This window comes from Streptococcus sp. Marseille-Q0941 (assembly GCF_943736975.1).
Classification (GTDB): domain Bacteria; phylum Bacillota; class Bacilli; order Lactobacillales; family Streptococcaceae; genus Streptococcus.
Genome location: NZ_CALSFO010000005.1, coordinates 58,317 through 71,929, shown reverse-complemented (window position 1 = coordinate 71,929; position 13,613 = coordinate 58,317). Strand labels below are relative to the sequence as shown.

The 13,613-nt window shown below is 39.9% G+C and carries 7 protein-coding genes; 6 read left to right on the top strand and 1 reads right to left on the bottom strand.

Annotated elements, in window-relative coordinates; genetic code table 11:
* On the top strand, positions 1-693 hold the full coding sequence (locus tag NGI26_RS06135) for a methionine ABC transporter permease (RefSeq protein ID WP_251937645.1): 693 nt from the start codon (positions 1-3) through the stop codon (positions 691-693).
* Between the two features lie 24 nt (positions 694-717).
* On the opposite strand, the gene NGI26_RS06130 is transcribed toward NGI26_RS06135, so the two are convergent.
* Complete coding sequence (locus tag NGI26_RS06130; RefSeq protein ID WP_251937642.1) at positions 718-1,287, bottom strand: MptD family putative ECF transporter S component; 570 nt, start codon at positions 1,285-1,287, stop codon at positions 718-720.
* 131 nt (positions 1,288-1,418) lie between these two features.
* On the opposite strand from NGI26_RS06130, the gene NGI26_RS06125 reads away from it, so the two are divergent.
* The 5 genes from NGI26_RS06125 to NGI26_RS06105 all read left to right on the top strand — a co-directional run bounded on the left by NGI26_RS06125 (position 1,419) and on the right by NGI26_RS06105 (position 13,548).
* The gene (locus NGI26_RS06125; RefSeq protein WP_251937639.1) at positions 1,419-2,270 is read left to right on the top strand and encodes an Rgg/GadR/MutR family transcriptional regulator; all 852 of its coding nucleotides are present in this window, start codon (positions 1,419-1,421) and stop codon (positions 2,268-2,270) included.
* 192 nt (positions 2,271-2,462) lie between these two features.
* Positions 2,463-3,710, top strand: coding sequence for an MFS transporter (locus NGI26_RS06120; RefSeq protein WP_251937635.1), 1,248 nt, complete (start codon positions 2,463-2,465; stop codon positions 3,708-3,710).
* 78 nt (positions 3,711-3,788) lie between these two features.
* Positions 3,789-5,066 carry a histidine--tRNA ligase gene (gene hisS / locus NGI26_RS06115; RefSeq protein WP_251937632.1) on the top strand — a complete coding sequence of 426 codons (1,278 nt, stop codon included), beginning with the start codon at positions 3,789-3,791 and terminating at the stop codon, positions 5,064-5,066.
* Positions 5,067-5,340: 274 nt separating this feature from the next.
* Positions 5,341-11,838 carry a G5 domain-containing protein gene (locus tag NGI26_RS06110; RefSeq protein ID WP_251937629.1) on the top strand — a complete coding sequence of 2,166 codons (6,498 nt, stop codon included), beginning with the start codon at positions 5,341-5,343 and terminating at the stop codon, positions 11,836-11,838.
* A 168-nt stretch (positions 11,839-12,006) separates the two neighbouring features.
* Positions 12,007-13,548 carry an LPXTG cell wall anchor domain-containing protein gene (locus NGI26_RS06105; protein WP_251937626.1) on the top strand — a complete coding sequence of 514 codons (1,542 nt, stop codon included), beginning with the start codon at positions 12,007-12,009 and terminating at the stop codon, positions 13,546-13,548.
* The last annotated feature ends 65 nt before the right edge of the window (positions 13,549-13,613 follow it).

Below are 13,613 nucleotides of genomic sequence, written 5' to 3'. Positions count from 1 at the left end.
ATGGCAGAATTGATTAAAGCATACTTACCAAACGTCTACAAGATGGGTTGGTTTGGTCAGGCTGGCTGGGGAACAGCTATCTACTTAACTCTTTATATGACGGTTCTTTCCTTTATCATCGGAGGTTTCTTAGGACTGGTTGCAGGGCTTTTCCTTGTCTTGACAGCGCCAGGTGGTGTTTTGGAAAATAAGGTAGTTTTCTGGATTTTGGATAAGATTACCTCTATTTTCCGTGCGGTGCCATTTATCATTCTCTTGGCAGTCTTGTCCCCCTTCTCTCACCTAATAGTAGGGACGAGTATCGGACCAAATGCAGCTATCGTACCGTTATCTTTTGCAGTCTTTGCCTTCTTTGCCCGTCAGGTGCAAGTAGTCTTGGCAGAGCTTGACGGAGGTGTCATCGAGGCTGCTCAAGCCAGTGGAGCTACATTCTGGGACATTGTGGGAGTTTACCTATCAGAAGGTCTACCAGACTTGATCCGTGTGACAACTGTGACCTTGATTTCCCTTGTTGGTGAAACAGCTATGGCGGGAGCGGTCGGAGCAGGTGGTATCGGTAACGTAGCTATCGCCTATGGATTTAACCGTTTCAATCATGATGTGACAGTCCTTGCGACGCTTATTATTATCTTGATTATCTTTACAATCCAGTTCTTGGGAGACTTCTTGACCAAGAAATTAAGTCATAAATAAAAGAGCCGTGTGGCTCTTTTTTTATCACATTTTATTTGCAAACTTTTTAACGAGCACTTGTCCAATCAGGGCACCAAGCAAAGCGCCAATGAGAACACTTGTGATAAAGAGTAGGACATTAGCAGGATTCGGTGCAACCATGATGCGATCGATATAGTCCTGAGATTTTCCACGAGCGACTAGAGTTGCTATATAGTCTTGAGGGGTTAACCACATGAGTAGGATGGGGCCAGTAGTGCCAAAAGCAAAAACTAGGAAGGAAAGAAGGTTTTTAACCTTATCTTTATAGTGACCTAGGTGAGCGATGCCATCTGCTGCAAGACCGCAGATAATTCCTGGCAGAAAGGCTCCAGGACCATGCTTACTAGATAGGAAAAAGAGAGAGATGACGAGTCCAATCGTAGTAATCGCTCCAAAACGAGGAACCTTTGCTAAAAGGACCATATAGACGCTACCACCCACTAGGGCAGCAAAGGCAGGGGCGTAAAACATATTTCCAGTGTGGTCGACAAGGCTCCCTAGTAGAACACCCACTCCGATACAGAGAAAGTAGACCAGGGCGGCTACAAGAGTTGTCAAAATATTCTTTTTCATAAGTTCTCCTTCGCATATCTGATGTTATTCATTGTACCATGCTTGTGGGAGATTGTAAATGCTGACTAGAGACTAGTATTTATTAGGAATTATGATAAAATAGGAAAAAATAAAAGACGAGTGGCAATAGTATGAAGAATTTAGGTAAAGTTTTTAAAGAGTTACGGGAATCTAGAAAAATTTCCTTGAGAAAAGCAACAGGCGGACGCTTTTCAGTATCCTTATTATCACGTTTTGAAAATGTTCAGAGTGAAATATCTGCTCCAAAGTTAATCACAGCTTTGGAGAATATTCATGCGAGTATGGAAGAATTATTATTTTTGGCGAGAGGTTTTCATCAGGATGCTAATTCTGAATTCAGAAATCAACTGTTTAAAGCCGTAAACCCAAAAGATTTAACATCTTTGCATACCCTCTATCAGAGAGAATACCAACAAATCCCTTTTTCAAAGGATAAACAAGAACATATTCTCAATGCTATTTTGATAAAATCCTATATGAAAGCTATTGATGAGACGATTACACTGACCTCTGAGGAAGAAAGAGTCCTACATGATTATCTATTTTCTGTTGAAATTTGGGGACTCTATGAACTTTCCTTCTTTTCTTCCTGTTCACCTCTTTTATCAGTTCAGCTTTTGACAAAGTATACTCGGGAAATGTTGCGGAAGTCAGATTTCTTGCAAGGTGTTGGGAAAAATCGAAATATGATGCACACCTTGCTCCTCAATGGTTTTATGGCCTGTATTGAAGCTGGTGATTTTACCAATGCCCTCTATTTCAAAAAACAAATTGAAAAGAACTTTTTTGAAGAAAATGAAACCTATTTTCGAATAGTCTACCTATGGGCAGAAGGTTTGCTTGATAGTAAGCAAGGAAGAGCGGAGGAAGGTCAGAGAAAAATGGAGGATGCTGTCCGTATTTTCGAGATGATTGGTTGTAGCAAATCTGCAGATTATTATAGAAGCGCCATAGAGTGTTGAATATCTGCAACTATGCAAATTAAATTGAAACGATAGGACTGTGAAGATACTGATTAGTATTAGCAAGTTCTATCGTTTTTTTTTGCTTATTTTGTTTGTTGCATATATTCAAAAGTTCTTCCTTTGAAATTTCTAAGTGCTATACTATTGTCATACTTTATATAGAACTTCGAACAAGAAGGGAGATTATCTATGAAACTATTGTTTAGAAATCAAGCTTATCGACTCTTGACTTTGTCACGCTTCTTCAATGCTTTTGGTGCTTCGATTTTCAACCTGGTATTTATCGTCTATGCATCTACCTTGCCACAAGCTTCGTTTGCTGTTGCTATGGCGAATATTGTCATGATTCTTCCGACTCTCTTTACAGTTTTTGTAGGGATTCGGGCAGATTACACGAGGGACAAGGTCAAATGGATGGTCTATAGCGGTTTGTTTCAGGCAATTTTATTTTTTCTAGCAGCCCTAGTTGTTCAGCAAGCTAGTTTCTTTGCCTTTTCGACCCTTTGTCTCATCAATGTCATTAGTGATGTAGCCAGTGATTTTGCAGGGGGCTTGCGAATGCCTCTCGTTAAAGAAAAAGTGGCAGAGCCAAATCTGATGGAAGCCTATTCCTTTTCCCAGTTTATTACCTACATCTCTGCGATTGGCGGGCAGGCTTTCGGAGTTTGGCTATTAGGGGTGTCGACACAGAACTTTTCGCTCGTAGCTGGAATCAATGCCATATTTTTCCTAGTGTCAGCTCTCATTCTCTTTTTAGGAAGGGTTGAATTAAGCTTATCAACTCCACTTGTTGATGATAAATCACTGAAAAATGAGAAGCTTTCTATCAAAGATCAGTTTTTAACGATTTACCGAAACCTACGTCTCGTTTTTCTTAAAAGCGGACAGAAAAACTTTGGTTTTATGCTCTTTGCTATCTTACTTATCAATGCTTTGGGTGGTGCCTTAGGTGGTATCTATAACATCTTCCTTTTAAATCATTCCTTACTGAATTTTTCCTACAAGGATGCCTTGTTTATCTTACAATTGACTACTTTATTAGCAGTTATCATCAGTAGCCTTACGGGCAATGATTATTTTGGGAAGCAATCTCTGCCTAGATTGATGATGTGGGTTACATTAGGAGCCAGTCTAGTTGGTCTATCTAATTTGTTAAACCAAGTTTTGCTCGGGATGCTCTTCGTCTTTTTTACCATGTATGTTTCTGGGAAAATTTCTCCAAAGATCAGTGCTCTGCTCATGAAAAATCTTGCTCCAGAGGTTCTCTCTCGTACCAGTAATTTTTTAGGTTTGTTGTTTACTCTATCCATACCAGTGGGGACGGCCTGTTTTTCACTGGTGGCAGTATGGGATATACAGTTGACTTGGATGCTTTTTGTGTCTCTTTCTTTATTAGCTATTCTTCTGACAAGTCTCAATCTCAAAAATAATCTTTAAATCCATACTTTCTTCATACTGTCCCAATCCCTTCATTTATGGTAAAATAAGACTATTAAGTTTTAAAGAGGATTCCCTATGAAATTACAAAAACCAAAAGGAACGCAGGATATTTTACCTGCTGAGTCTGCCAAATGGCAGTACGTTGAAGGCTTTGCCCGTGAAATCTTCAAGCGCTACAACTACGCAGAAGTACGTACCCCTATTTTTGAGCATTACGAAGTCATCAGTCGTTCCGTTGGAGACACAACGGATATCGTAACCAAGGAAATGTACGATTTTTACGACAAGGGCGACCGTCATATTACCCTCCGTCCAGAAGGAACTGCTCCAGTCGTTCGTTCTTATGTGGAAAATAAACTCTTCGCACCAGAAGTTCAAAAACCAAGCAAGTTCTACTACATGGGCCCAATGTTCCGCTATGAGCGTCCACAAGCAGGTCGATTGCGCCAATTCCACCAGATTGGTGTGGAGTGCTTTGGCTCTAGCAATCCTGCTACCGATGTGGAAACCATCGCTATGGCAGCCCACTTTTTGAAAGCAATCGGGATTCAAGGCGTCAAACTACACCTCAACACTCTTGGAAATCCTGAAAGCCGTGCGGCCTATCGTCAAGCTTTGATTGATTACTTAACACCACTCAAAGATAGTTTGTCTAAGGATAGCCAACGACGTTTGGAGGAAAATCCTCTTCGTGTCTTAGACTCGAAGGAGAAAGAAGATAAGGTAGCAGTGGAGAATGCACCATCTATCTTAGATTACCTTGATGAGGAAAGCCAAGCCCACTTTGATGCTGTTCGTCAGATGTTGGAAAGTCTTGGAGTAGACTACATCATCGATACCAATATGGTGCGTGGTCTGGACTACTACAACCACACCATTTTTGAGTTTATCACAGAAATCGAGGGTAATGAATTGACAGTCTGTGCAGGTGGTCGCTACGATGGCTTAGTTGCCTACTTCGGTGGTCCTGAAACTGCTGGATTTGGTTTAGGACTTGGTGTTGAGCGTCTGCTTCTCATCCTTGAAAAACAAGGTGTAGCACTTCCTATCGAAAATGCCCTAGACGTCTATATTGCTGTTCTTGGTGAGGGAGCTAATCTCAAGGCCTTGGAATTGGTACAAGCTCTTCGTCAACAAGGCTTCAAAGCAGAGCGTGATTACCTCAACCGTAAACTCAAAGCTCAGTTCAAGTCAGCCGATGTCTTTGCGGCTAAGACTCTCATCACTCTAGGAGAGAGCGAAGTCGAAAGTGGACAAGTGACGGTCAAGAATAACCAAACTCGAGAAGAAGTTCAAGTGTCACTTGATGCTATCAGCCACAATTTCCCAGAAGTATTTGAAAAATTAGTATAAAAGAACCCAAAAAAGCTAGGAAAAAACTCCTAGCTTTTTTGAATAAAAAGTATCAAAAAGACACAAATTTTAGAAAAAATCGTAAACGAAAAGTATTAGTTGGATAAATAAAAATTTTGGTTAAAATTTATTGACTTTCGCCCTATATCACTGTATTATAGAATAGTATAGAATAAATATTTTGCGCCCTAAAACAGGCGAAACAAGGATATTTATGCACGATTCAAATCTTATAAAGAGATGATGGCTAAATGAGAATTTGGAGAAAAAGAAAATGAACATTAGAAAATCAACAAAATATTCACTGTTGACAATTGGGATTTTAACTACCGTCCAATTGGGTCAGGTGCATGTTAAAGCTGATACAACTGATTTCTCAAATAACACAGTTGTTCAAAATCAGGATGAACCAGCAGCTTCATTAAATAAGAACACAAATCAAAAGAGTGAAATCGCTGCTAATGACAAGAAAGAGATGGTTGCTGATGAGGGGAAGTCTGCAGTTTTAGCGCCGGAAGGATCTACTTCTACAACAGAAGTGGCAGAAAAGGAAGCAGACAAGTCTCCTGCTGAGAAGGAAGTTGCTGAAGAAAAACCAGCAGCAGAAAAACCAGCAGCAGAACAACCTGTCCAAGAGCAACCAACAACAGAACAGCCTAAGGTAGAACAACCGGCAGCTGAAACAACACCTGAAGAAGAACTGAAAAAGTTGTCAGAGACACCTCAAGAGGGGGTAACTACTCCTAAAGAGGAACCGAAAGCTCCTAAAAATGAATCAGCAGCTCCTAGAGTTCGTCGTAGAAGAGCTGCAGCTAGCGATACAAAAGTATATGAAGACGCAACATACGGTAAGTATGTCAAAGCTACGGATTTTGGATTAGATACAACTGGTAAGGTTGAAGCAAGTGATGCTCTCCAAAAAGCACTGAAAGCAGCCAACGAGGTTGAAGGCGGAGCTGCCGTAATGGTTTCAGGGAATGTCCTCTTGAAGAAAACCTTGGTTATCGATGAGAACTATGCCAATGTAAAAGGTTTGATCGGTAGTGGTCCAAGTCGTAACAATACAAAAATCTTGTTTAACAAAAAACAAGATGGAGAACACGATCCTGAAACAAACTTGACGGATAACCGTTACGAGTCTGCAATCCTCATTCAAAATAAGAAGGACTTTACTGTAGGTCGCTTAACTGTTGAACATACGTATGATTCATCAGACTATACTAAGGATAATGAGTTTTACCGTAAGGGGAAATCTTACTTTGGACGTTCAAACGGTATCTACGTAAACGATTCTTCAAATGTTACGATTAATGACGTTCGTGCTATGAAATTCAACAGAGCTGGTGTTTTCTTTGGTTCAAGTAAGGCAACAGCTCAAGAGTATGATGCTAGTGGTAAACCAATTCGTTATAGCAGTATCTCTGAAAAGGTTTCAGATGAAGTCAAGTCTATCGGAGATCCAGATGTACCTATCATGGACGGTAACAAGGTAACCAACTCTTTTCTTCATAACAACCGTGTTGCTGGTGTTATGTTCGGTTACCAACGTAATTTTGTTGTAGACAATAATATCTTGTCATACAACGGTCATGAGTTGGACGGTGGTACTGGATATGGTGCAGCCTCAATGGCTGGGTCCTATAATGATGGTATTACCTATACTGGAAACTATACAAACTACAACTACCGTAAAGGCTTGGATATTCACGACGGGAATAAAATCCTCATCGAAAACAACGTCTCACTTGGAGACCGTTTGAATGGTATCGAGGTCTATAACCGTGCCAATCCTATGACAGATGTCATTATTCGTAATAACAAGGTAACACAAGATCCAATCTTTAAGTTGGAAAACGATGATGATGATCCGGCTCGTTACCGTGGTTACACAGCCATCTCTATCCTGACAAATGAGAAAAATCATAAATGGACTAAACCTCTTGATAAAGGTCGTTATGTCATTTCAAATAATACCATTGAAGGTTTGACAAAACCATTTGAAGATGGACAACTAGGAACCTTTGGTATTCTCTTTAGAAATAACGAAAGTTCAAATGATTATAGTCTAAACATTGAAGGAAACACCATCACTGGTGATTCGACAGACTATATCATCTCTGTCAACAACAATACTGCTCAAGCATCTAGAGGTGTTGAAGGTGGTGGTTCAGGTGACATCACGATTTCAAGAAACAAGATTGAAGTAGATGACATCAAGCAGTTACCGATTTACATCAATGATGATACAACTTATGTAGCAAGCGTTATTGACCGTATTACTGGAAAACGTGTAAACAAGGTTACAAAAGTACCATTTACCAAGACTAGAGGAAGTATCAACATTGACAACAATGAGTTGACTGTATCGAAAATCAAATCAAGATGGAAGAATGCGGTAGCAATTGAAAGCACAAACGCAGCTTCTATTAATGTCAATAGCAATACCTTTAAGTATAAAGACAATGAACCATGGCAACGTTATGATGTTACCCGTAAAACGGACGGTAGAGTTATCAAAGACCTAATGCAAGCTTTCTTTGGCATCAACCGCCTCAACGATACTGTTAAAGTAACAGCTACAGACAATAAATTCATCGCAGATACACTAAACAAAAATGGTTTCTTTAGACTATATGATGGTGATTGGGTGAACTTAAATGCCAAGAGTAATAATGTCTTCATTGGACGTAACACTCTAGATGGTAAGCCATTAGCTCCAGTAGATATCGTTGGTGATAAAACGGTTGAAACACTTCGTACAACGACAACAACAGAGTACATCATCGAAACTCGTGAGACAGATGAACTTCCTATCGGATTTAAAGAGACTGTTCAAAAAGGTGTCGCTGGTAAGAAAGTTAATGTATACAAGATTACCAAAGTTGGTGACACAGTTGTAGGACATCAGATCATTTCTGAAGAAACAATTCTTGAACCTACAAAAGAGATTATCTTGATTGGTACAGCGAAGGAAACATTTGAAACTGTTACTGAGAAAGAAACTGTTGCATACGAAACAGAAATCAGAACTGACCCAACAAAACCAAAGACTTATCAATTTGAAAATCAAGCTGGTAAGAATGGTTCTATTGAAAAGACTTACCAAATTAGAAAACTGAATGGTAAGGAAGCTGGTAAGACTTTGACGTCTGAAACAGTGATTGACAAACCAGTCAAACGTATTATCACAGTTGGTAGTGCAGTAGAAAAAGTAGAATACACTACTGAGGTTAAGGATGTTGACTTTGAAACTGTAGTTGAATACGACTACACGAAACCAAAAGGCTACGAAGAAGTTCGTCAAGAAGGTGAAAAAGGTCGTATTGAAAGTCAATATAAACTAACCTACCTCAATGACAAACTCGTTGATCGTACCTTGGTCAATGAAAATACCCTCAAAGAGAAGAAGAATAAGATCGTTGTTAAAGGCCTAGGTGTGGTTGTATCAATCAAAAATGTAGTTGTTGTCGAAGAAAAAAACTTCAACAAGGTTATCGAAAAAGATGAAACCCAACCAGAAGGCTACAGCAAGATTACTCAAGTCGGATCTCCTGGTACCATCACAACAACTTATGAAGTTACCTATGAGGACGATGTCGAAGTTTCTCGTAAGGAAATATCAAAAGTTGAGAATCCAAAAGCTGTTGACGAAATCACAGTAATCGGTACTTCTAAGATGACAGAACGTACATTGGATGAACAGGTTGATGTTCCATTCAAGACTGTTTATGTCTCTGACAATACACTTCCGGCAGGAGAAAGTGTTGTTGATGTAGAAGGAACTCCAGGACAAATTGTCCGTACTTTCTTGGTAAGCTATCGAAATGGTAAAGAAATCGGTCGTACCATCGTTTCTGAACACAAGATTAAAGATGCAGTCAACCGTGTCGTTCGTGTCGGAAATGCGACACCTATTGTTGAAACCACTGAGTTTGTAGAAGAGACAGAGTCAATCGATTACAATACTCTCAAAGAGTTTTCAGATCAACTTCCTGCAGGAACAACTAAGGTTATCCAGCCAGGTAAGAAGGGTCAGAAAACAAATCGCTACTCTGTAACCAAGGTGAACGGTGAAGAAACTTCTCGTACATTTGTAGAATCTAACATCACTACAGATCCAGTGGATGAAATCATCCAGGTCGGAACTCGTGTCAAAGAGATTAGAGAAGCAAGTGAGACAAGTCCAATTCCATTTACCGTTAAGGTTCGTAAAGACACTACTAAACCAATCGGTTATAGAGTGACTGAGGTAGAAGGTCAAGATGGTGAGAAATCAGACCTCTATAAAGTAACCTACATCAATGGTACTGAAACAAAACGTGAACATCTTAAGACAACAGTCGTTAAAGAAGCTGTTGACAAGGTGGTTGTCGAAGGTGCTGGAGTAGAACGTGCCCTCTTTGAAATTCAAGAAGATAAGATTACAAGCACAACTGAATATCGCAATGATGACACTCTTCCAGAAGGTGAAACGAAGATTTCTCAAGTTGGTGAAGAAGGGCTCCTTCGTAAGACGATCGAAAAACGATACTTCAATGACGAATTGCGCTCTACAAAATTAGTAGACAGCAAACTGATTAAAGAAGCAACTCCAACCATCATCTTAGTAGGTACAAAACATATACCAACTATCAAGGTAGAACAGGATACTCAAACTGAGAAGATTGCCTATAAGACTCAAAAAGTCGAAGATCCAGACCTACCAAAAGGTGAAACTAAGGTAGTTCAAGTAGGAAGAACTGGTATCATTGAAAAAGTTTACCAACTAACCTACAAAGACGGCGTCTTGATTAAGACAGACTTGATTAGTAGCAAGGAAGTTCAAAAAGTTCAAGATGAGATCATCCATATCGGTACTCAAGTCACTGAAACTAAGGAAATCAACACTACAAGTCCAATTCCATACAATGTTATTATTCGTAAGGATAGAACTAAGCCAGTTGGCTACAGTCTTGTTGAAGTTGAGGGTCAAGAAGGAACTCAAACAGATTACTATCAAGTAACTTACGTCAATGGCAAGGAAACCAAGCGTGAACACCTCAGAACGGTGATTACTGCTCAACCTGTCAATAAAGTCCTAGTTGAAGGTTCTGGAGTTGAGCGTACAGTCTACGAAATTCAAGAAGAGAGAATTACAAGTCCAACTGAGTTCCGTAACGACGATACTCTACCTGAAGGTGAAACGAAGATCATCCAGGAAGGTCAAGATGGACTTATCCACAAGACTATCGAGAAGCAATACTTCAATGACGAAGAACGTTCTTCAAAACTAATTGAAAGTAAGGTTGTCAGAGAAGCAGTCCCAACCATCATTTTAGTAGGAACAAAACATGTTCCAAATATTAAAGTGAAGCAAGAGAAGCGAATCGAAGAGACTAACTTTAGAACGGTTACTGTCATTGATGAAAACTTACCGAAGGGTGAACGTAAGGTTGTTCAAGAAGGTCGTCCTGGTCAAGTAGAAAAAGTTTATCAGCTAACTTATAAAGATGGAGTTTTGGTCAAGACTGATTTGATTAGCGTCAAGGAGTTACGTCCAGCTCTAGAACAGATTATCCATATCGGTTCTCAAGTTACTGAAACTAAGGAAATCAGCACAACAAGTGCGATTCCTTACAACATCATCGTTCGCGAGGACAAGACTAAGCCTACTAGCTACCGTCTGGTCGAAGTAGAAGGCCAAGAAGGAACTCAAACAGACTACTATCGAGTCACCTATGTCAATGGTAAAGAAACTCAACGTGAGTATCTAAGAACTGTTATCACGACTCAACCAGTCAACCAAGTTGTTGTAGTGGGTGTTGGAGTTGAGCGTACAGTCTTGGTAACTGAGGATGAAGTCGTTTCTCATCAAACAGAATATCGCAATGATGATAGCTTGCCAGAAGGTGAAACTAGAGTCTTCCAAGAAGGTCAAGATGGATTGATCCACAGAACATTTGAGAAACATTACTTCAATGATGAAGAGCGTTCTTCTACCTTGGTCGATACCACGGTTATCAGAAAAGCAGTGACTCGTATAATCTTAGTTGGAACAAAACGTGTTCCTACGATTACAACAGAAGAACTCATCCAAGTAGAAGAAGTAGCCTTTGAGAAACAAATAGTTGAAAATCCTAAACTTGCTAAGGGTACACAAGTTCTTCTACAAAAAGGTAAACCAGGAAAACGACAAAATGTCTACCGCTTGACCCTACAGGATGGAGTTGTGATCAAGAAAGAATTGATTCGCTCAGAAATCCTAGAAAAACCACAAGCAGAGATTACTGAGATCGGAACCAAGCAAGCCTCTCCTATTATAGAAGAACTCATCCAAGTAGAAGAAATCGGCTTTGAAAAGCAAACGGTTGAAAATCCTAAACTTGCTAAAGGTACACAAGTTCTTCTACAAAAAGGGAAACCAGGAAAACGACAAAATGTCTACCGCTTGACCCTACAGGATGGAGTTGTGATCAAGAAAGAATTGATTCGCTCAGAAATCCTAGAAGAACCACAAACAGAGATCATTGAAATCGGAACACTGGTTGAACAATCAAGACAAGAACCATCAGCACCAGCTGAAATCATCCCAACAGTTCCATCTCATAAACAGGAGGAGCAGAAGCCATCAGTAGTTCCAACTCAAGAATCTCAAATAGATGAAGCGCCAGTTGTCCAAGACCAGCTCTTACCAGATACTGGAGAGCATTCAAACTGGTGGCTTAGCCTGCTTGGAATCTTGATGATGTTCTTAACTTTGGTCGGCATTCGCAAGAAAAAAGACGACTGTTAAAGCCGGTATTTATCTAAAAATAAATAAAAAAACAAAAAACCTGAACATTCTTAGCAAAAAACCAAAATAAATTAAAAAAATCTTTAAAAATAGCTGAAAAGAGCTTGTAAAAGGATTAAAAAAATGCTACGATATATCAGATAAGATTAAATTAAAGGAGTTTATGTGATGAAGATTTCACAAAAGAGCGTAACACGCATCTTGGCGTTAGTAAGTATCTTTGTTCTTTCATTGACCACATTGACGAGAGTCTTTGGTGCTGAAGTAACAAACTATACTAACAACACGACTATTACCCTCGATGGGAAACCAATTACTGCTGATACAAAAGTAGGTAAAGGTCAAGCCATGGAGGCTACAAACAATATTACCTTCCCAGATTCTCAAGCAATCAATGCAGGTGATACACTTGTTCTTGACTTGCCAAAAGAATTGAGCTGGCCTATTAAGTCAGAATTCCCAATCAAAAACGGATCTGACATTGTTGGTAATGCAGTTGCTGACCCAGCTACTGGTAAAACAACAGTAACGTTCACTGACTATTTCTCTAAAAACCCACAAAACAAGAGAATGTCATTAAAATACGACATCGTTGTAAATGCTTCTACTGTTACTGAGTCTGGTCCAAAGACATTCAAGTATGGTGAGCAAACTTATAATTTGACTTACGAGCCAGATTCTACTGCGATCGGTGAATACGAGTACAAGTATGGATATCAAGACCCAAAAAATCCAAAACGTATCAAGTGGAAAGTTATCTTGAACGCTGCTCAAGATAAATTGAACAAGATGGTTATCACGGATGAGTTTGCTGACGGACAAGTATTGGTAAAAGGAAGCCTTCGTGCTGTACGTTACGCAACTCAACCTAAAGCTATCGAAAGCGAAGAAGAACTTACAAAACTTGACCCAATTGACAACTTCACTAAGAAAGCTGAGTATACTACGAACGCTGCAGGTCAAATCACTGGTTTCACTATCAACTTTGGTGACAACTGGAACTGGCCAATGTACTTGGAGTATACTACTGAGCTGACTGAAGCTAAGAAAAAAGGTGATGCAGTTAACAACGTCATCAAGTGGAAAGCTGAAAACTTCCCTAGCGAACGTAGTTACCCAGCTAAAGCCCTAATCTACACTGCGTCTGGTGAAGGTGAAGGTCAAACTACAACGACAACAACCACTACAACGACAACAACTGAAGCTCCAACAACAACTGAAGCTCCAACAACAACTGAGGCTCCAACAACAACTGAGGCTCCAACAACAACTGAGGCTCCAACAACAACTGAGGCTCCAACAACAACTGAGGCTCCAACAACAACTGAAGCCCCAACAACAACTGAAGCTCCAACAACAACTGAGGCTCCAACAACAACTGAAGCTCCAACAACAACTGAAGCCCCAACAACAACTGAAGCTCCAACAACAACTGAGGCTCCAACAACGACTGAAGCCCCAACAACAACTGAGGCTCCAACAACAACTGAAGCTCCAACAACAACTGAAGCTCCAACAACAACTGAAGCTCCAACAACAACTGAAGCCCCAACAACAACTGAGGCTCCAACAACAACTGAAGCTCCAACAACAACTGAAGACAAACCAGGACTTCCAAATACTGGTGAGGCTACAAGCCTAGTACTTGTATTGGCTGGTGTAGTAATCATGTCAGGAACTGTTGTTATGAAACGTAAATTTACTAAATAATATTAGATAAGTTTCTTTAGAGAGGAGAGAGCATTGCTCTCTCTTTTTTTAAATGTTAAAATGAT

Bases quoted from the DNA above. Each gene is read 5' to 3' on its own strand.
- NGI26_RS06130 (WP_251937642.1), bottom strand. From the start codon at position 1,287: ATGAAAAAGAATATTTTGACAACTCTTGTAGCCGCCCTGGTCTACTTT.
- NGI26_RS06125 (WP_251937639.1), top strand. From the start codon at position 1,419: ATGAAGAATTTAGGTAAAGTTTTTAAAGAGTTACGGGAATCTAGAAAA.
- NGI26_RS06135 (WP_251937645.1), top strand. From the start codon at position 1: ATGGCAGAATTGATTAAAGCATACTTACCAAACGTCTACAAGATGGGT.
- NGI26_RS06120 (WP_251937635.1), top strand. From the start codon at position 2,463: ATGAAACTATTGTTTAGAAATCAAGCTTATCGACTCTTGACTTTGTCA.
- NGI26_RS06110 (WP_251937629.1), top strand. From the start codon at position 5,341: ATGAACATTAGAAAATCAACAAAATATTCACTGTTGACAATTGGGATT.
- NGI26_RS06105 (WP_251937626.1), top strand. From the start codon at position 12,007: ATGAAGATTTCACAAAAGAGCGTAACACGCATCTTGGCGTTAGTAAGT.
- hisS (WP_251937632.1), top strand. From the start codon at position 3,789: ATGAAATTACAAAAACCAAAAGGAACGCAGGATATTTTACCTGCTGAG.